The 19,842-nt window shown below is 64.1% G+C and carries 12 protein-coding genes; 7 read left to right on the forward strand and 5 right to left on the reverse strand.

From position 1 onward, the window contains the following. Nucleotides 1–92: 92 nt before the first annotated feature. Nucleotides 93–2,393, reverse strand: a complete 2,301-nt coding sequence (locus tag EO141_RS19865; RefSeq protein ID WP_127170061.1) for a TonB-dependent receptor — start codon at nucleotides 2,391–2,393, stop codon at nucleotides 93–95. Between the two features lie 193 nt (nucleotides 2,394–2,586). Here EO141_RS19865 and EO141_RS19870 point away from each other — a divergent pair, with 193 nt between their 5' ends. Together EO141_RS19870 and EO141_RS19875 are read left to right on the forward strand one after the other, a co-directional pair. After that, on the forward strand, nucleotides 2,587–3,447 hold the full coding sequence (locus EO141_RS19870) for a phosphatase PAP2 family protein (RefSeq protein WP_127170062.1): 861 nt from the start codon (nucleotides 2,587–2,589) through the stop codon (nucleotides 3,445–3,447). Nucleotides 3,448–4,120: 673 nt separating this feature from the next. Further along, nucleotides 4,121–7,165 carry a TonB-dependent receptor plug domain-containing protein gene (locus EO141_RS19875; RefSeq protein ID WP_127170063.1) on the forward strand — a complete coding sequence of 1,015 codons (3,045 nt, stop codon included), beginning with the start codon at nucleotides 4,121–4,123 and terminating at the stop codon, nucleotides 7,163–7,165. Nucleotides 7,166–7,267: 102 nt separating this feature from the next. On the opposite strand, the gene mnmE is transcribed toward EO141_RS19875, so the two are convergent. The 4 genes from mnmE to rpmH all read right to left on the reverse strand — a co-directional run bounded on the left by mnmE (nucleotide 7,268) and on the right by rpmH (nucleotide 11,234). Beyond that, nucleotides 7,268–8,608: a tRNA uridine-5-carboxymethylaminomethyl(34) synthesis GTPase MnmE gene (gene mnmE / locus EO141_RS19880; RefSeq protein WP_127170064.1), complete on the reverse strand. Its 1,341-nt coding sequence runs from the start codon at nucleotides 8,606–8,608 to the stop codon at nucleotides 7,268–7,270. Nucleotides 8,609–8,916: 308 nt separating this feature from the next. Then, nucleotides 8,917–10,593 (reverse strand): membrane protein insertase YidC, encoded by a 1,677-nt coding sequence (gene yidC / locus EO141_RS19885; protein WP_127170065.1) that lies wholly within the window; start codon nucleotides 10,591–10,593, stop codon nucleotides 8,917–8,919. Nucleotides 10,594–10,608: 15 nt separating this feature from the next. Further along, nucleotides 10,609–11,055, reverse strand: a complete 447-nt coding sequence (gene rnpA / locus EO141_RS19890; protein WP_104650389.1) for a ribonuclease P protein component — start codon at nucleotides 11,053–11,055, stop codon at nucleotides 10,609–10,611. Between the two features lie 38 nt (nucleotides 11,056–11,093). After that, on the reverse strand, nucleotides 11,094–11,234 hold the full coding sequence (gene rpmH, locus EO141_RS19895; RefSeq protein WP_002805908.1) for a 50S ribosomal protein L34: 141 nt from the start codon (nucleotides 11,232–11,234) through the stop codon (nucleotides 11,094–11,096). A gap of 242 nt (nucleotides 11,235–11,476) precedes the next feature. Here rpmH and dnaA point away from each other — a divergent pair, with 242 nt between their 5' ends. The 5 genes from dnaA (at nucleotide 11,477) to EO141_RS19925 (ending at nucleotide 19,836) form a co-directional block, all read left to right on the forward strand. Continuing rightward, nucleotides 11,477–12,805, forward strand: a complete 1,329-nt coding sequence (gene dnaA, locus EO141_RS19905; protein WP_024939149.1) for a chromosomal replication initiator protein DnaA — start codon at nucleotides 11,477–11,479, stop codon at nucleotides 12,803–12,805. Nucleotides 12,806–13,081: 276 nt separating this feature from the next. Continuing rightward, nucleotides 13,082–14,182 carry a DNA polymerase III subunit beta gene (dnaN, locus tag EO141_RS19910; protein ID WP_104650390.1) on the forward strand — a complete coding sequence of 367 codons (1,101 nt, stop codon included), beginning with the start codon at nucleotides 13,082–13,084 and terminating at the stop codon, nucleotides 14,180–14,182. A 1,083-nt stretch (nucleotides 14,183–15,265) separates the two neighbouring features. Beyond that, nucleotides 15,266–16,372, forward strand: coding sequence for a DNA replication/repair protein RecF (gene recF / locus EO141_RS19915; RefSeq protein ID WP_127170176.1), 1,107 nt, complete (start codon nucleotides 15,266–15,268; stop codon nucleotides 16,370–16,372). Between the two features lie 115 nt (nucleotides 16,373–16,487). Continuing rightward, on the forward strand, nucleotides 16,488–18,932 hold the full coding sequence (gene gyrB, locus EO141_RS19920) for a DNA topoisomerase (ATP-hydrolyzing) subunit B (protein ID WP_104586350.1): 2,445 nt from the start codon (nucleotides 16,488–16,490) through the stop codon (nucleotides 18,930–18,932). A 67-nt stretch (nucleotides 18,933–18,999) separates the two neighbouring features. After that, the gene (locus EO141_RS19925; protein ID WP_127170066.1) at nucleotides 19,000–19,836 is read left to right on the forward strand and encodes a CPBP family intramembrane glutamic endopeptidase; all 837 of its coding nucleotides are present in this window, start codon (nucleotides 19,000–19,002) and stop codon (nucleotides 19,834–19,836) included. Nucleotides 19,837–19,842 lie beyond the last annotated feature (6 nt).

The raw sequence follows: 19,842 nt of genomic DNA on the forward strand, positions 1-19,842 counted from the left end.
CCAGCATCATCCGGCATCGGGAATTCCTAAACAGCAACAAGACCCGCTTTTACGATTCCCGATTCCCGAATCCCGATTCCCGATTCCCATCCTCAGAACTTGGCATCCAGCGTCAAAAACACCTGCCGCGGAGCGCTGGCATGGAACGCCAGCTGACGGCCAGTCGGATCGCTGTTGGCGAACGCGGTGAGATTGGACGCATAGCGCTTGTCGGTGAGGTTGGTGACGTTGAGCGAGAGCTTGAGCCCCTGCAACACACCGGCCTGGCCGAAGTCGTAGCCGGCGCCTGCGTCGAACGAGGTGTAGCCGCCAAAGCCCTGATCGTTGGTGTAGGTGTAGTAGCGCTGGCCGGTGTACTTGCCGCGCAGGTTGATGTTCCAGTTGGCGTAGTTGAACGCGATTTCGCTGGCGAACATGCGCTTGGGCGTATCCACCGTGGTCTTGCCGGCGGTCGGAATGGTCACCCCGTTCTGCACATAGTTGTCGTCGTAGGTCGAACGGTTGATCGAGGCCGAGTTGTACCACTGCAGGTAGCTGGTCGGCTTCCAGATCACCGTCAGTTCGCCACCACGGCTGCTCACCGAACCCACGTTGAAGAAGCGTGTGGTGCAGGCCGGCGTGGTGCCCTGCTGGATGCTGGCGCAGGGATTGAGCGAGAGCAGGCGGTTGTCGAAGGTGACGTCGTAGCCGACCAGCGAGGCTTCGAAGCGGTCACGCACGAAGCGATAACCGGCCTCCACGGTGCGCGACTTTTCCGGCTCCAGCGCGCCGACGCTGGCATCGAACGAGGCCTGCGTCACCAGCAACGGACCACCGGCACCGCCGCCCTGGAACGCGGCGATGTTTTCCGCGTACGAGGCAAACACCTCCTGCCCGTCGGCGATGCGATAGCCCAGGCCGACCTGCGGCAGCACCGACTCGCTGGCCTTGATCGAGCCGGTCGCCACCGGTGCTTCCACCGCCAGCCCCGGCGTCTCGCGCGCGGTCATTTCGGTGCTGGGGCTCTTGATGCCCAGATCCACGCTCAGGCGCTCGTCGAGGAACTTGAAGTTGCCCTGCACGTAGAACTGCCGCGTGGTGATGATGTAGTTCTGCGAGAACAGCCGGCGATCCGGATCCTGCAGGAACTTGTCGTCGCTGACCGGCCCGTCGATCCAGTAGAAATTGCGCTCCACATCGTGGTGATTGCGCTCGTACCACAGTCCGGCTTCGAGGTGATGCGCGCCCAGGTTCCAGCCGAGCGACGCGATGCCGCCGGTGCGGTTGATCCAGTAGTTGGTGCTGCGGATCGAGATCGGCAGCGCCTGCGGCGTCCCCGGATTGGATGCCTGGCCCGGCGACCACCAGTGGCCCTGCCCCTTGTTTTCGTGGTGATAGACCTGGGTGTGCAGGCTGATCGCATCGTTGGGCTGGAAGTCGCCGGCCACGTAGAACAGATCGTCGTCGCGCAAGGCGCGGCTCTGGTAGTAGGCATCGTCGACATTGTCCACGCCGCCGCTGAAACCGCAGCGCGCCGCATTGCGCGTGGCCGGTGCGCAGTACGCCGCGGCCAACGCCCGGTTCCAGTCCGGTGCGTACAGGTTCCAGTCCCAGCCCAGGCCACGCGCCATGCCGCTCTTGGACAGATACGCATAGTCCGCCTGCGAGGTGCGCGAGGTATCGGCAAATGCGGTCAGCTTGCCGCCGTCGAACTGGTACACGCCCTTGGCATTGAACTGCCGCGTGGTGGTCGGCGAGTCCGGGCGCGTCCACATGTCGGCTTCGGCATTGATGCCGGACAGATAGGCCGAAAAGCCGTTGTAGTCGCCGGTATCCACACGCAGGAAGGTACGGCGGTTGGCGTCCGAGCCCACCGTCTGCGACAGCTGCCCGCCGAACACGCTGGACGGATCGGCCGAGTAGTACTGGATGGTGCCGCCCAGGTTGCTGGTGGATGCAGTGCCCAGCGCGCCGATGCCCGAGGCCAGCTCCACGCCGCCGAAGTTTTCCGCAATCAGGGCGCGGCTGATGTTGAGGCCGTTGTAGTTGCCGTAGGCGTTGTCGCCCAGCGGCAGGCCGTCCAGCGTATAGCCCAGGCGCGTGCCGTTGAAGCCGCGCAGGCTGATCGTCTGCGACTCCTCGTTGGCACCGAAGGCATCGTTGGATTGCACGTTCACGCCCGGCATGCGGTTGAGCAGCTTCTGGATGCTGGTACCCGGCGGCAACACCGGGATGTCCTGCTGGGTGATGCGCTGCACCTGACGCGTTTCGCCCTGGCCGATCACCGAGACCGCATCGAGTTGCTGCACGGTCGTGCCGGTGTCGGCAGTCACGTCGGGGTCGGCAGCATGGGCAGCCGGCGACAGCACGAGCGCGGTAAAGACAGCGGCACTTAAGAGATGGATCTTGGGCATGGGCGGCAGGGAACGAGTCAAAAGATGACGGCAAGCGTGCGACAGCTGTCTTGCGCCGATGCGACGGCCAGGTGACAGTGCCGCGACAGTCGCGGCGCATCCCTCGCAAGCGCTGCGCCGCGCTTGCATGCAGATGTCATCTGCGCGTCGTAATCTGCGACCTCATCCATCTGTGTTGTCCGAGGGTTGGTCCATGTCCCATCGCATTGCCCGCGCTTGTTCCCGGACGCTGACCAGCGCCGCCATCGCCGTGTTGGCCTGGGGATGCGGTATCGCCAGCGCGCGGGATAACGTCGCCGCGACAGGCTCGGTGATCGCCACCGATGCACATGGCTACCTGGAAAAGACACACGTGCCCGACAGCCTGCGCCTGGTACCGCCGCCGCCGCAGGATGGCAGCGCCGCGCTCGCCAACGATCAGGCCATCGCCACGTCCATGCTCGCGCTGCGCGGCACACCACGCTGGGACCTGGCCACACGGGACGCCGCGCTGGGGTTTCCCGCAGCCGCCACCCACTTCAGCTGCGCGCTCGGCATCCAGATCGACCAGGCCCACACCCCGCACCTGCTGCACCTGCTGGAGCGCAGCATGCGCGATGCCAGTACCAGCACCAGCGCAGCGAAGGCGCGCTACCAACGCCCGCGCCCCTTCATGCGCAACGACCAACCGATGTGCACGCCCGACGACGACGCGGCACTGCGCAAGAACGGCTCCTATCCCTCGGGCCACACTGCCATCGGCTGGAGCTGGGGCCTGATCCTGGCCGAGCTGGCCCCCGCACAACGCGATGCCCTGCTCGCCCGCGGCCGCGCCTTCGGCGACAGCCGCCTGGTCTGCAACGTGCACTGGCAGAGCGATGTCCTGCAGGGCCGCATCATGGGCGCCGCCACCGTCGCCGCGTTGCACGACAATGCCGAGTTCCAGAAGGATCTCACCGCCGCACGTCGCGAGATCGCCAAGGCACGTGCGAAGCAGCCGGTCGCGCTGGCGGAATCGCCAGCCTGCGCGGCAGAGAACGCTGCACTGCAGACCGTGCTGCCTGGGGTGATGTAGCAAGTCAGGCTCCTGCAACCTGCTACAAACAACGTGCGCCAGCGATCTGTCGCCTGTACGTCATTCGTTTTTTTTCGAGTCCCTGGCCACGTCTCTCCTGGCCGGACACTAAGTGGCCGCAAACGCATCGGGTAACTCGGCCACGCGCCGATTGAGACCATCTGGTCTGGATCACTCTATGCGTCCGCCCGCCGCCGGTTGCCTGCATACGTTCTGCATGACCGATGCAGGCCCTTAGCCGCCAGCCCTGACAACCGGCGTAGCGCTTGCCTGTTCACGGCGACCGCCATCTCACTCACAGCCCGCACCGCGAAGACCCCGTCGCGGCAAAGCTGCGCCTGCTGATCAAGCCGCCCTCCCTATCGGGATGGTCAGACGCGTGCTCATCGCCCTCACCAGGCGCCAATCGCAACCGGTTGTGTTCGATCAGATAAGCATCCCTACACGAAACAGCTGACCAAGTCCTGGTCTGATAGCCCTGTTTCATAAAAAAGTTCCCGGAAAATGACACATCTGTAAATCTTGGGTTAATCTTCAGACTCCCTTCAGGAAAGTGATACGCCGGGCTGGTCGGCGTTCCCTCGAAGTGGCTCCCCACCTCAACTGCGACGCAGTGCAGTTGGGTCCCACGGTTTGCAGGCGTTGTGAAGGTACTTCATCAGGAGAAAGAGGAATGACACGTCCAGGGGTTCGTAGGTCTTTGTCCAAGAACATCACACGCAGCGCGTTGAGCATTGCGCTGAGCATGTGCGTTGCCGGCGGTGTCCAGGCCCAGAGCGCGGTCGGCTCCATTTTCGGTAGTGGGCAGCCTGGCAGCACCATCGCCATCCAGAGCCCGCAAACGGGCGTGAGCCGCTCGGCCACCGCCGCTGCAGATGGCAGATTCAGCTTCAGCCAACTTCCCCCGGGCAAATACATCATTACCTCCAACGGGCTGACCCGGGAGGTCGAGGTCAAGGTGGGCAGCGGCGCGCAGGTCTCGCTGGGTAGCAATGCCACTACGCTGGATCGGGTGGAAGTGGTCGGCGCGCAGGCGTTCAACTCCATCGACGTCTCTTCGGTGGAATCGACCACGGTATTCACTGCCGACCAGATGGTCTCGCTGCCGGTGGCCAGCGATGTGTCTTCGGTCGCGCTGCTCGCGCCTGGCGCGGTCCGGGGCGACAGCGGGCTCGGTGCGGGCAATCTTGCCTCGTTCGGCGGATCGTCGGTGGCCGAGAACGGCTACTACATCAATGGCTTCGACGTCACGAACATGCGCACGTTCCTGTCGTTCGCCAATCTGCCGTTCCAGAGCATCGGTCAGCTGCAGATCAAGACCGGCGGGTATGGCGCAGAATACGGCCGCTCGCTGGGCGGCATCGTCAGCATCGTCACCAAGGCCGGCTCCAACGAATGGCACTACGGCGGCAGCGTGGAGTGGGCACCGGACTGGGGCGCGGCGGCAGGTAAAAACGTCCGCGAACGCGACCCCGATGCGTCAGACCCGCTGTACCAATACCGCAGCGACGATCAGTTCGACAGCACCATTTACTCTGCGTATGCCAGCGGCCCGATCGTCAAGGACCGCTTGTTCTTCTTTGCAATGGTGGAAGGCCGCCAGGAAACTGAAGACAACTTTTACGCGCTGACCAGCCGGCGCGTCAGTGACACGACCCCCCAGGGCTTGGTCAAGCTCGATTGGTATATCAACGACAGCAACCTGGTCGAATTCACCGGCATCTACAACCAGGCCAAGACCAAGTACCGCACCTACGAATACGCCACCGACGCCAATGGCGACAACCGCTACAACGTCGGCCGGCACGAAGTGCCGATCGAGCAGTACGAGATGGAGAATGGCGGCAAGATCGGCATCCTCAAATACACCGGTTACTTCACCGATAACTTCACGCTGTCGGCGCAGTACGGCTACCTGAGCAATCTGATCGACTCCCGCCTGCCGGCCGATCCGGCTGGGAGCGAATGCCCTTGGGCCTACAGCTTCGGCCTGACCACTAGCGTGGTCGACCGATACATTGGCTGCAACCCGGGCACGATCTCCATGATCGCCGACCGCGATGCGGAGCCGGACGAGGACATCCGCAAAGCGTTCCGGGTCGATGGCGAATGGGTGCTGGGCGATCACCGGTTGCGCTTCGGCGTGGATCAGGAAAAGTACGAATCCAGCCACCGTGGCCAGACCTACGCCGGTGGCATCAACTGGGCGTATTACACGGTGCCCGGCAATTCGGTAGCCACCGGCGCGTTTGCAGGCCTGCCTGGACGCACGGTCAACGGCCAACTGGTGCCGCGCAATGCGCTGTACGCGCGTTCGCGCGTGTTCCAGAGCAGCAGCTCCACGTACGAAAACACCAATAGCGCGTTTTATCTGGAAGACAACTGGCAGGTCACCGAAAACTTCCTCGCCGTGCTCGGCTTGCGCGGTGAGAAGTTCGAAAACAAGAACGGCGACGGCATTGCCTGGATCGAATCCGATTATAAAATGGCGCCGCGCCTGGGCTTCTCCTGGGACGTGCTGGGTGATTCCAGCTTGAAGCTGTTCGGTACCGCAGGCCGCTACTACATCCCGGTGGCGACAAACTCCAGTATCCGCGCAACCGGCGCCGAGTCGACCGTGTCCAACTGGTACTTCGTCAATGGCTGGAGCGAAGCCGACGGCACGCCGGTTGGCCAAGGTGCGCAGATTGGCCAGACCCAGACCAACGGCTCGCTCACTGCGCCGAATCCAGCCTCTGTCGCGTCCACCAACCTGTCGCCGATGTACCAGGACGAGGTCATTCTCGGTGGCCAACTGCAGTTGACGGAAAACTGGATGGCGGGTGTGCGTATGATCCGCCGCGAAGTGAAGTCCGGGATGGACGACACCTGCACCACCAATCCCTGGATCGACTGGGCGGCGGACAACGGCTACCCCGATTTCGATCCGGGCTCTGTGCCTAGCTGCTACTTCTTGAATCCGGGCAGCGATGTGACCATCAACGTCGATCTCAATGGCGATGGCGAACTGGAACTGGCAACCTTGCCGGCCTCGTATCTTGGCCTGCCGGAATATCGCCGCCTGCATACCGCTCTGGAATTCTTTTGGGAGCGCACCGGCGAGAAGTTCAACTTCCAGGGCTCCTATACGTTTGCCAGGACACGCGGCAACGTCGAGGGCTACGTCAATTCCACGCTGGAACAGGAGGATGCCGGCCTCACCCAGGACTTCGACCACCGTCTGTTCACCGATGGCACCTATGGGCCGACCCCGAACGATCGTCAGCACACGCTCAAGCTCTTCGGTGCTTATACGATCACCCCGGAATGGCAGCTTGGCGGAAATTTGGTCCTGCAGTCCGGGCGCCCGATCAATTGCCAGGGCTATATCCCGCTGGACGACATCCCGCAGCCTGACCAGGGCAACCTCAGCGGTTACAGCGGCTCGAGCTTTTATTGCTTGAACGCTGAAGGCACGCGCGTGCTGCGGCAGCGTGGCGACGAGGGGCGGACACCCTGGACCTGGACGTTCGATCTGGCAGCGGCGTACATCCCCAACTGGGCCGACAACAAGCTGCGTATCAAGCTCGATGTCTTCAACCTGTTCAACAATGACCGCGTCACCGAGTACAACGAGTTCAGTGAAGCGTCTCGCGATGTGATCAGCCCGAACTATTTGAACGATCAGAACTATCAGACGCCTCGTTCGTTCCGGTTGACTGCTCGCTACGACTTCTAAATCGCAGTATCCGTGTCTTACATACGATGTCCGGCCTCGTGAGAGGCCGGATTTTTATTTGGCGAATGCTGCATTCATCGCTGCACGTGGTGCCGCGCCGCGTCACTTGCCGATACAAAAACTCGAAAAGATCTTGCCCAGCAACTCGTCGGCGCTCAGCTTGCCGGTGATCTCGCCGAGGGCTTCCTGTGCCAGACGCAATTCTTCGGCGGCCAGTTCGAGTTGTTCGAAACCCAGCTCCAGATCCGCCGCATCTGCGTGCTGTTCGGCACGACGCAGTGCGTCGACATGCCGCGTGCGTGCGGAGAATTCACCTTCCACGCTTTCCATTCCATCGCCCAGTGCGAGCTCACGCAACCGGGCGTGCAACTGCTCCAGTCCCTGCCCGGTCACTGCCGATACTGCGATCGCGTCGCGATCGAGCGCTGCGGGTTCGACCAGCAGATCGCATTTGTTGTGGATCCACAGCCGACGCGGCACCGCATCGATGGCATCGCCGATCGCGTCGCGTGCGGCCTGCGGGTTACGTGCGTCCAGCACCACCAGCGCCAGATCGGCGCGCTGCAGTTCGACACGTGCGCGACGCATGCCCTCGCGCTCGATCGCATCGCCACCCTCGCGCAAGCCGGCGGTGTCAACCAAGGTCAGGTCGAAGCCATCGAGCTGGATGGCTTCCTGCAAGGTGTCGCGGGTGGTGCCGGCGACATCGGTGACGATGGCGCGCTCGCTGCCGGCCAGTGCATTGAGCAAGGAACTCTTGCCGGCGTTGGGCGGGCCGATCAGCACCGCATGCAGGCCGTCGCGCAGCTTGCGCCCGCGCTCGGCATCGCGCAGCAACTGCGCGAGCAGGCTGCGAGCCTGGGTCAATCCATCGCGCACCTGCGCCCCGCCCAGCGTGTCCAGCGGCTCGTCGGCAAAGTCGATGGCTGCTTCCACGTGGATGCGCAGCCGGGTGAGGCCGTCGCTGACCGCATCGACACGTTGCGAAAACACACCGTCCAGCGATCTGCGCGCAGCACGTGCCGCACGCAGATCGCCGGCGGCGATCAGATCGGCGATCGCCTCGGCCTGCGCCAGATCAAGTTTGCCGTTGAGAAAGGCGCGTTCGCTGAACTCGCCCGCGCGCGCCTGGCGCGCGCCCAGGGCAATGCAGCGGTTCACCAGCTGCCGCAGCAGCACCGGGCTGCCATGGCCCTGCAACTCCACCACCGCTTCGCCGGTGAAGCTGTGCGGCGCCGGAAACCACAAGGCGATGCCATCGTCGATCACCTCGCCCCGCGCATCGCGAAAGCGTGCGTATCTCGCCTGCCGTGGTTGCAGAGTCGGGACGCCCAACTCGGCGGCGATCTGCGCGGCCTGCGGCCCGGACAGACGCACGATGCCGATGCCTCCGGTTCCGGCGGCGCTGGCGATGGCAACAATGGTCGATGGCGAAGAAGACATAGGCAGATGGTAAGGCGTGTGGTCAAAGACGTGGCTTGCATGCGCCTGCGCGCGTGGCGGCGGTATGGCTGCATTTCACGGAGATGCCGTAAGCCTTGCGCACGATGGATCGATCTTCAAGACACCGATCCAGTGTTGCCTGCACGCTGCTTGCAATAGCCGGCCACGCCAACACGCTGGCGCAACGAGGTGCATCGCAAGCGATGCAACAGCGATGACATCACGACAGCATCCGTGGCATAGCTAAAAAAACGACATCCGGGCGCACATACAGAAAGCCCGCCTTGCGGCGGGCTCTGTGCAACTGCTTACTTGGCGTTGGCCTGGATGATCTTGCTCGGCTTCTCGCCGTGCTGGCGGATCATCCACCACTGGATCAGCAGACCCAGGCCGCCGTTGACCACCCAGTACAGCACCAGGCCGGCCGGCATGAAGGCCATCATGACTCCGAACACCAGCGGCATGAACTGCATCATCTTGGCCTGCATCGGGTCCATGCCCGGGGTCGGGGTGAGCTTCTGCGTAGCCCACATGATGGCGATGTTGAGCAGCGGCAGGATGAAGTACGGATCGCGCGCGGTCAGGTCCTGGATCCAGCCCAGCCACGGCGCCTGACGCAGTTCCACCGATTCAACCAGCACCCAGTACAGCGCGAAGAAGATCGGCATCTGGATCAGCAGCGGCAGGCAGCCGCCCATCGGGTTGATCTTTTCCTTCTTGAACAGCTCCATCGTCGCCTGCTGGTACTTGACGCGATCATCGCCGTAGCGCTCCTTCAGCTGCGCCAGGCGCGGCTGGAAGCGGCGCATCTTGGCGCCGGACTTGTACTGCGCCGCCGACAACGGATACAGCGCCAGGCGCAGCAACACCACCAAGCCGATGATGGCCCAGCCCCAGTTGTGCAGGAAGCTGTGCAGATGGCTCAGCACCCAGAACAGGCCCTGGCCGATGATGGCCATGATCGAGAAGCGGCTGTAATCGACCACACGGTCCAGCCCCTTCACATCTTCCTTGGCGATCAGGCTGACCAGTTTCGGGCCGACCCACAGGCGTGCCTCGGTGGTGGCGGTCTGACCCGGCGCGACAGTGAAGGCCGGGCCACGCAGTTCGGCCACGTCACGCGGGCCGTCCTGGTTCAGCACATACAGCGAGGCCTGGTCCTTCTGCGGAATCCACGCGGTGAAGAAATGGTGCTGCAGCAGCGCCACCCAGCCGCCGGTGATCTGGCGATTGAGGCCGCCGTCGTCCATGTAGTCCTTGAACGCGCGACGCTCGTAGCCTTCCTGCGGGCTGTACCAGGTCGCCCCGTTGAAGCTGAAGGAATCCGGGTTGGTCATGCCGCGGCTGAGGATGGTCGGCACCCGGCTCAGCTTGCGGAACACGTAGCCGTTCCACGGCGCGCCACTGTTGTTGATCACCTCGTCCTTGATCGAGATCGCGTAGCGCCCGCGTTCCAGGGTGAAGGTGCGGCGGATCGACACGCCGTTGGGGCCATTCCACACGAACGGCACCACCAGGGTGTTCTGGCCCTTGGCCAGTGCGAACGCGGTGCCCGGCTGTTCGGCGCGGAAGCCGCCCACGCCAGGAACTGGCGAATGCTCGCTGGCCCAGCCGCTGGTGGCGTTGTAGGGGTGCGCGGCATCTTCGGTCAGCAGGCTGACCGGCGCGGTGCCGTCCTTGGTCTGCGGAAACTGCAGCAATTCGGCATCGAGCACGCTGCGGCCGTCCAGTTTCAGGCGCAGCACGTCCGAGGTCAGGGTGATCACCGGCGCAGCGCCGGCAGCGGCCGGCGTCGCGGCGGTGGTACTGGTCGCCGGCACATTGGCCGCGGTCGCAGCTGCGTCCAGGTCACGCGCGGCCGGCACCGACTGGGTCGCCGCGGCCACCGGCGCATTGGCGGCCGCCTTGTCCTTGCCCCACTCCATCCACAGCAGCGCCGCGACCATCAGCCAGGCAAAAATCAGGAAAACACGGGTCTGGTTCATCGGGCAGCAACTCGCTCAGTCGGAACTGGGTTCCGGCTCTGTCGGGGAAAGGGAGGATGGGTGCATCGTCCTGGCGGGCGGCATTGTGCCGGGCGCGGCAGGCAGGGGCAATGCGCCAGCACGGCGCAGCAGACGCACGAAGGCATCGCGAATCTGTGGATTGGTCGCTTTTGCGGCCGCCGAGCGCGCCACAATCACGTAGTCGCCGCCGGCAAGCTCGGGCAGCAGATGGCGCATGGCATCGCGCAGGACGCGTTTGATCCGGTTACGGCCCACCGCACGCGTATCGACCTTGCGCGACACCGCCATGCCCAGGCGCGGCGGCGTATCGCCGGTCCGCCAGTGCAGGCTGAGCAACGGGTCCGAGGTACGACGTGCCGTATCGAAAACGACCGTATATTGCGCACGCGTACGAACCCGCGCAGAGCGAGGAAATCGCCTGCACGGGTTCGATGCGTTCACGTTAGGGACTGCCTCGGCCGCAGTGAGCGGCGCGGCAATCAAGCGCTCAGGCGCTTGCGGCCCTTGGCGCGGCGGCGAGCCAGGATCTTGCGGCCGTCGGCGGTTGCCATACGTGCGCGGAAACCATGGTCGCGTGCTCGCTTGAGGTTGCTGGGTTGGAAAGTACGCTTGGTGGCCATGGGGCCCTCTGCATGAATGGAGACGAATAGAACCGGCAATTCTATAGGGCCACCTGCGTCCGGGTCAACTCCCCGCACGCTTTACCGGAGGTGACGGCGGTGGCGCCCTGTGGATGGACCTGTGAATAAGTCTGGGAAAACCCTGCCCTCGGTGCTAGTCTGGCCCATCCTCTTTTCACTACCGGGCTGCGAGCACGGCGCTTTTCTGCGCGCCGCAGCCAGCAACAGATGATCATACTTTGATGGATGCTTGGCCCCGCTGTCTGGAACGTCTCGAAGCCGAATTCCCGCCCGAAGACGTCCATACCTGGTTGAAACCCCTGCAAGCCGAAGACCGCGGCGACAGCATCGTGCTGTATGCGCCCAACGCCTTCATCGTCGACCAGGTCCGCGAGCGCTACCTGCCGCGCATCCGCGAACTGGTGGCGTATTTCGTCGGCAACGGCGAAGTGGCGCTGGCGGTCGGCTCGCGCCCACGCGCGCCGGAACCGCAGCCGGCACCGATGGCCACGCCCAGCGCGCCGGTTGCCGCGCCGATCGTGCCGTTCGCCGGCAATCTGGATTCGCATTACACCTTCGCCAACTTCGTCGAAGGCCGCAGCAACCAGCTCGGGCTGGCCGCCGCGATCCAGGCCGCGCAAAAGCCCGGCGACCGCGCGCACAACCCGCTGCTGCTGTACGGCAGCACCGGCCTGGGCAAGACCCACCTGATGTTCGCCGCCGGCAATGCGCTGCGCCAGGCCAACCCGGCCGCCAAGGTGATGTATCTGCGCTCGGAACAGTTCTTCAGCGCGATGATCCGGGCACTGCAGGACAAGGCGATGGACCAGTTCAAGCGCCAGTTCCAGCAGATCGATGCGCTGCTGATCGACGACATCCAGTTCTTTGCCGGCAAGGACCGCACGCAGGAGGAGTTCTTCCACACCTTCAACGCGCTGTTCGATGGTCGCCAGCAGATCATCCTGACCTGCGATCGCTACCCACGCGAGGTCGAAGGCCTGGAACCGCGGCTGAAGTCGCGCCTGGCCTGGGGCCTGTCGGTGGCGATCGACCCGCCGGATTTCGAGACCCGTGCGGCGATCGTGCTGGCCAAGGCGCGCGAGCGCGGCGCCGAGATTCCGGACGACGTGGCGTTTTTGATCGCCAAGAAGATGCGCTCCAACGTGCGCGACCTGGAAGGCGCGCTCAACACCCTGGTGGCACGCGCCAACTTCACCGGCCGCTCGATCACGGTGGAATTTGCCCAGGAGACGCTGCGCGACCTGTTGCGTGCCCAGCAGCAGGCGATCGGCATCCCCAACATCCAGAAGACCGTGGCGGACTACTACGGCCTGCAGATGAAGGATCTGCTCTCCAAGCGACGCACCCGCTCGCTGGCGCGTCCGCGCCAGGTGGCGATGGCGCTGGCCAAGGAACTGACCGAACACAGCCTGCCGGAGATCGGCGACGCCTTCGCCGGCCGCGACCACACCACCGTGCTGCATGCCTGCCGGCAGATCCGCACGCTGATGGAGGCCGACGGCAAGCTGCGCGAGGACTGGGAAAAGCTGATTCGCAAGCTCAGCGAGTAGGCCGGGGACGGCCCCGACGGTCTGCGTGGAGAAAAGCGTGGAAACGTTGGGGTCAAATGCGGGAGAATCTGTGGATAACGTTGCCTCGCAGGTCGGGCGGAAAACTATCCACAGGTTTTACCGCTAGACCAGGGGCACTAGTCCAACGACTTTCAGGCGTGAAAATTTCTTTGGAAACAAAGAGTTACGGTGGTTATCCGCTGAAAACGGCCCTACCATCACCACCAAGCTTTTGATTTATTCCATATCTTTTAAAGCATAGGGGCACGGAACCACATGCGTTTTACACTGCAGCGCGAAGCCTTCCTCAAACCATTGGCCCAGGTGGTCAATGTGGTCGAACGCCGTCAAACCCTGCCGGTTCTGGCCAATCTGCTGGTGCAGGTCAAGGACGGACAGGTCTCGTTGACCGGTACTGACCTGGAAGTGGAAATGATCTCGCGCACGATGGTGGAAGACGCGCAGGACGGCGAAACCACGATTCCGGCCCGCAAGTTGTTCGACATCCTGCGCGCCCTGCCCGACGGCAGCCGCGTCACCATTTCGCAGACCGGCGACAAGGTCACGGTGCAGGCCGGGCGTAGCCGCTTCACCCTGGCCACGCTGCCTGCCAACGATTTCCCGTCGGTGGATGAAGTCGAAGCCACCGAGCGCGTGGCAGTGCCGGAAGCGGCGTTGAAGGAGCTGATCGAGCGCACTGCGTTCGCCATGGCCCAGCAGGACGTGCGCTACTACCTCAACGGCTTGCTGTTCGACCTGCGCGAGGGCCTGCTACGTTGCGTTGCGACCGACGGCCACCGCCTGGCGCTGTGCGAGACCGAACTGGAGAAGTCCGGCGGCGCCAAGCGGCAGATCATCGTGCCGCGCAAGGGCGTGACGGAACTGCTGCGCCTGCTGGAAGCGGCAGATCGCGACGTGGAACTGGAAGTGGGTCGCAGCCATATCCGCGTCAAGCGTGGCGATGTGACCTTCACCTCCAAGCTGATCGACGGCCGCTTCCCGGACTACGAGGCAGTGATTCCGATCGGCGCCGACCGCGAGGTCAAGGTCGATCGCGAAGCGCTGCGTGCGTCGCTGCAGCGTGCGGCGATCCTGTCGAACGAGAAATACCGTGGTGTGCGTGTGGAAGTCTCGCCGGGCCAGCTGAAGATCAGCGCACATAACCCCGAGCAGGAAGAAGCACAGGAAGAAATCGAGGCCGACACCAAAGTCGATGACCTGGCCATCGGCTTCAACGTGAACTACTTGCTGGATGCGCTATCGGCATTGCGCGATGAGCACGTGGTCATCCAGTTGCGGGATGCGAATTCGTCGGCACTGGTGCGGGAAGCCAGCAGCGAGAAGTCGCGCCATGTGGTGATGCCGCTACGTCTCTGACGTGCGTTCCACGTGGAACACGCGAAGCCCGGCGATTGCCGGGCTTTTTGTTTGTGCAGCGAAGGGGCGACTCGCTTGCTGCGTCAAGCTTTCTAAGCGCTGGCAATCACCGGCTGCGCAGGAGCGGCATTGCCTGTCTCGCTGCCTCGGCGCTTTGCCCCGAATCGCCTGCTATGGCGTGCTGAGTGGTCGCAGAGGTCGCCGGAGCCGATCGCCAGGCAGTTGGCCAAGCGAGGCTCGATGGACACGCTGCTTTTCAGGCGGTCGAGGATCGGGTGGTACGCGCGTCAGCTCGCTTCCTTGAAGCCACGACCGCTGAAGCACCCAGGCATTCGCAGGCCACGATCGTGCAGCTGTTCTGCCGCTGTCATCGACGTGGACGTTGGGACGATCGCGTGTGGTGCTGCACTACATCCTTGCGACAGGCAGCGAGCTGTCTCGTTACCGCATTGCTGTAAACGCTAGGTGCCTGGGTTGGACCATCCGCCGCTCCCAGAGCAAGCTGGTCCCCAGGCATGCTGTCGGTGGGATCCCCCAGAGTTGACCTGACCCAGGTCGTCGCCCTTCGAGGATCGGCGATACCGCGAGTCGCACCCGACAGTGAGATTGGCCTTTTAGTCGGGGCGCTTCTTCGATACCTCAATCGACATCACGCGAAGCTCGGTTGGCCTGAACGACTTCACCTGAGTCCAAGATTTCCTGCTCCGTACTCAATTGCTCGGCAGCGCCCGGTTGACGTGTTTCCTTGGCCTGTTTTTGACTTATGCACATCGAGCTTTGCTTTTAAATCTATAAATAATTTAAGAGCTTGGTGGTGATGGTAGGGCCAGATTTCGCCAGAAACCAGACTATCTCTATGTTTTGAAAGGATTTTATTGCCTCGAAACCCTGTGTCTAGACCCCTGTGGAAGGGTCAGCAACCTGTGGATAAGCACGCGGCGCTTCTCAGGCTTGCTTTTTATCCACAGCTTGTCCCCTGCTTGTCCGTGGACCGCTTCACGTGACCACGCGCAGGATCCGCATCGATCACGTATCCTCCGCTCCGACCGGGATGCCGGATCACAGCGCAGAGCACACCGATCGATGCACGTAGTGCGGTTGTCCATCCATCGACTTCGTCGTTTCGCGACCGTCGACCTCCACCCCGCCCGTTCCTTGAACCTGCTGACCGGCGATAACGGTGCAGGCAAGACCAGCGTGCTGGAAGCGCTGCACCTGATGGCCTACGGCCGCAGCTTTCGTGGCCGCGTGCGCGACGGACTGATCCAGCAAGGCGCCAGCGATCTGGAGGTCTTCGTTGAGTGGCACGAGGGCACGGCCGAGACGGGCGAACGCACGCGTCGGGCAGGTCTGCGCCATAGCGGGCAGGAATGGACCGGCCGGTTGGACGGAGAGGATGTCGCACAGCTCGGTGCCCTGTGTGCCGCACTGGCTGTGGTGACCTTCGAGCCCGGGAGCCATGTGTTGATCAGTGGTGGCGGTGAACCGCGGCGGCGGTTCCTGGATTGGGGCCTGTTCCACGTGGAACCTGACTTCCTGGCGCTATGGCGGCGCTATGCGCGGGCGCTCAAGCAGCGCAATGCCTTGCTCAAGCAGGGCGCACAGCCGCGGATGCTCGATGCCTGGGATCACGAACTTGCCGAATCCGGCGAAACGCTGACATCGCGTCGCCTTCGCTACCTGGAGCGGCTGCAGGAACGCTTGATTCCGGTCGCCGCTGCCATCGCCCCGTCGCTCGGATTGTCCGCGCTGATGTTCGCGCCGGGCTGGAAACGTCATGAGGTCTCGCTTGCCGATGCGCTGCTCCTGGCACGCGAGCGTGACCGTCAGAACGGCTACACCTCGCAGGGGCCGCACCGCGCCGATTGGGCACCCGCCTTCGACGCGCTCCCGGGCAAGGATGCGCTCTCGCGTGGCCAGGCAAAGCTCACCGCCCTCGCCTGCCTGCTGGCGCAGGCCGAAGACTTCGCCCATGAGCGTGGCGAATGGCCGGTGATTGCATTGGACGACCTGGGTTCGGAGCTGGATCGCCACCACCAGGCGCGCGTGCTGCACCGCTTGGCTTCCGCACCAGCCCAGGTGCTGATCACCGCCACCGAAGTGCCGCCCGGCCTGCTCGACTCCGGAAAGCTGCTGCACCAGTTCCACGTGGAACATGGCACTGTCGCCGTGCTGAGGCCCGTGACCTAGCCATCCGCGGCGCAGGTGGGCCGACTGGTATAATTTCCGGGCTATCCCCCTTTTCCCACGGTGCGATGCGGCTCCTGCCGCCTGCGCCCCGTGTTGTGGAGCTAACGGCACACGCATGACCGACGAACAAAACACCTCGCCTACTCCCAACGGCACCTACGACTCCAGCAAGATCACCGTGCTGCGTGGCCTGGAAGCCGTCCGCAAGCGCCCCGGCATGTACATCGGCGATGTTCATGACGGCACCGGCCTGCATCACATGGTGTTCGAGGTGGTCGACAACTCGGTCGACGAAGCCCTGGCCGGCCATGCCGACGACATCGTGGTCAGGATCCTGGTCGATGGCTCGGTCGCGGTGTCCGACAACGGCCGCGGCGTGCCGGTCGACATCCACAAGGAAGAAGGCGTCTCTGCGGCCGAGGTGATCCTCACCGTGCTGCACGCCGGCGGCAAGTTCGACGACAACAGCTACAAGGTGTCCGGCGGCCTGCATGGCGTGGGCGTGTCGGTGGTCAATGCGCTGTCCGAGCACCTGTGGCTGGACATCTGGCGCGACGGCTTCCACTACCAGCAGGAATACGCGCTGGGTGAGCCGCAGTACCCGCTCAAGCAGCTGGAAGCCTCGACCAAGCGCGGCACCACACTGCGTTTCAAGCCGGCGGTGGCGATCTTCAGCGATGTCGAGTTCCATTACGACATCCTGGCGCGCCGCCTGCGTGAGCTGTCGTTCCTCAATTCCGGCGTCAAGATCGCGCTGATCGACGAGCGTGGCGAAGGCCGTCGCGACGACTTTCACTACGAAGGCGGCATCCGCAGCTTCGTCGAGCATCTGGCCCAGCTCAAGTCACCGCTGCACCCGAATGTGATCTCGGTGACCGGCGAGCACAACGGCATCGTGGTGGACGTGGCCCTGCAATGGACCGACGCCTACCAGGAAACCATGTACTGCTTCACCAACAACATCCCGCAGAAGGATGGCGGTACCCACCTGGCCGGCTTCCGGGCCGCGCTGACGCGGGTGCTCAGCAACTACATCGAGCAGAACGGCATCGCCAAGCAGGCCAAGGTGGCGCTGACCGGCGACGACATGCGCGAAGGCATGATCGCGGTGCTGTCGGTCAAGGTGCCCGACCCCAGTTTCTCCTCGCAGACCAAGGAAAAGCTGGTCAGCTCGGATGTGCGTCCGGCGGTGGAAAACGCCTTCGGTGCGCGCCTGCAGGAGTTCCTGCAGGAGAACCCGAACGAAGCCAAGGCCATCACCGGCAAGATCGTCGACGCCGCACGTGCGCGCGAAGCCGCGCGCAAGGCGCGTGACCTGACCCGCCGCAAGGGAGCGCTGGACATTGCCGGCCTGCCCGGCAAGCTGGCCGACTGCCAGGAAAAGGACCCCGCGCTGTCCGAACTGTTCATCGTCGAGGGTGACTCGGCAGGTGGCTCGGCCAAGCAGGGCCGCAACCGCAAGAACCAGGCGGTGCTGCCGCTGCGCGGCAAGATCCTCAACGTCGAGCGTGCGCGTTTCGACCGCATGCTGGCGTCCGACCAGGTCGGCACGCTGATCACCGCGCTGGGCACCGGCATCGGCCGCGACGAGTACAACCCGGACAAGCTGCGCTACCACCGCATCATCCTGATGACCGACGCCGACGTCGACGGCTCGCACATCCGCACCCTGTTGCTGACGTTCTTCTACCGGCAGATGCCGGAGCTGATCGAGCGCGGCTACATCTACATCGGCCTGCCGCCGCTGTACAAGCTCAAGCAGGGCAAGAGCGAGCTGTATCTCAAGGACGATGCGGCGCTCAATGCCTATCTGGCTAGCAATGCGGTCGAAGGCGCGGCGCTGATCCCCGCCACCGACGAGCCGCCGATCACCGGCGAAGCGCTGGAAAAGCTGTTGATGCTGTTCACCAGCGCCAACGAGGCGATCGCGCGCAATGCGCACCGCTACGACCCGGCGCTGCTTACCGCGCTGATCGACCTGCCGCCGCTGGACGTGGACCAGCTGCAGGCCGAAGGCGAGGCGCATCCCACCCTGGATGCGCTGCAGGCGGTGCTCAACCGCGGCACCCTGGGCACGGCGCGCTACCAGCTGCGTTTCGACCCGGCCACCGACAGCGCCTCGGCGTCGCTGGTGGCGGTGCGCAGGCACATGGGCGAGGAATTCACCCAGGTGCTGCCGATGGGCGCGTTCGAAAGTGGCGAGCTGCGTCCGCTGCGCGAGGTCTCGCTGGCCCTGCACGACCTGGTCCGCGAAGGCGCGCAGATCGTGCGCGGCAACAAGACCCACCCGATCACCAGCTTTGCCCAGGCGCATGCCTGGCTGCTGGAAGAGGCCAAGCGGGGCCGCCAGGTGCAGCGCTTCAAGGGCCTGGGCGAAATGAACGCCGAGCAGCTGTGGGAGACCACGGTCAACCCGGATACGCGTCGCCTGTTGCAGGTGCGTATCGAAGATGCCGTGGCCGCCGATCAGATCTTCAGCACCTTGATGGGCGATGTGGTCGAGCCACGCCGCGACTTCATCGAGGACAACGCGCTGAAGGTGTCCAACCTGGACATCTGAGCCACCGTCGCCCGCCGGCACATCGCGCAGGTGATGCGCCGGCGTCTGCGGTTTTTTCAGGACGACGATGCGCACAGATCCTCCACCGAGGCCGGCAGCGACGCCGGTTGCCGGCAATGCCCCGCTGCTTCCGCCCTTGCTCGGCTTCGGCATCGATGTACTGATCGCCACCGGCCTGCTGTTGTTGCTGAGCGTGGCCGGTTTCGCGCTCTGGGGCGTGTTCCGCGGCGTCAGCGCCGTGCAGGCCGCCAAGGCGCAGGGCCTGACGCCCTCCCCGACCCAGATCATGGCCACGATCGGCCAACCGGGCGTGCTGGTGCAACTGATCACCGCGCTGGTCAGCACGGCCTCGCCGGCCCTGCTGCTGTACTACTGGCGCCGCCGCGCGACCGCAGACGAACGCAGGGCCTCGCGGGCCGCCACCAGGCGTGTCTCGACCTGGGGCTGGACCGCGCTGATCGCGGTTGGCGTGTTCCTGCTCAGCAATCTGGTCAGCGTCGCGGCGTCCGCGCTGGGCATCAAGCCGGTGCCGACCAACCTGCCGTTGATGGAAGAAGCCATCAAGCAATGGCCGCTGGCGCTGGTGGTGTTTGCCGTGGCCATCGCCCCGGCGTACGAAGAACTGCTGTTCCGACGCGTGTTGTTCGGCCGCCTGCTCGCCGCCGGCCGGCCCTGGCTGGGCATCGTGCTGAGCAGCGCGATCTTTGCGCTGGTGCACGAAGTGCCCGGCGTCAGCGGCAACGGCCCGGCCGCCATCGCGCAACTGTGGCTGGTCTACGGCAGCATGGGCGCGGCGTTTGCATGGCTGTATTGGCGCACCGGCACGTTGTGGGCACCGATCGTGGCGCATGGCGTCAACAACGCCACCGCCCTGGCGGCACTGTACTTTTTTGGCCTCGGCTGAGCCGTT

The organism is Xanthomonas sp. BRIP62415 (genome assembly GCF_003993515.1).
GTDB lineage: Bacteria > Pseudomonadota > Gammaproteobacteria > Xanthomonadales > Xanthomonadaceae > Xanthomonas > Xanthomonas euroxanthea.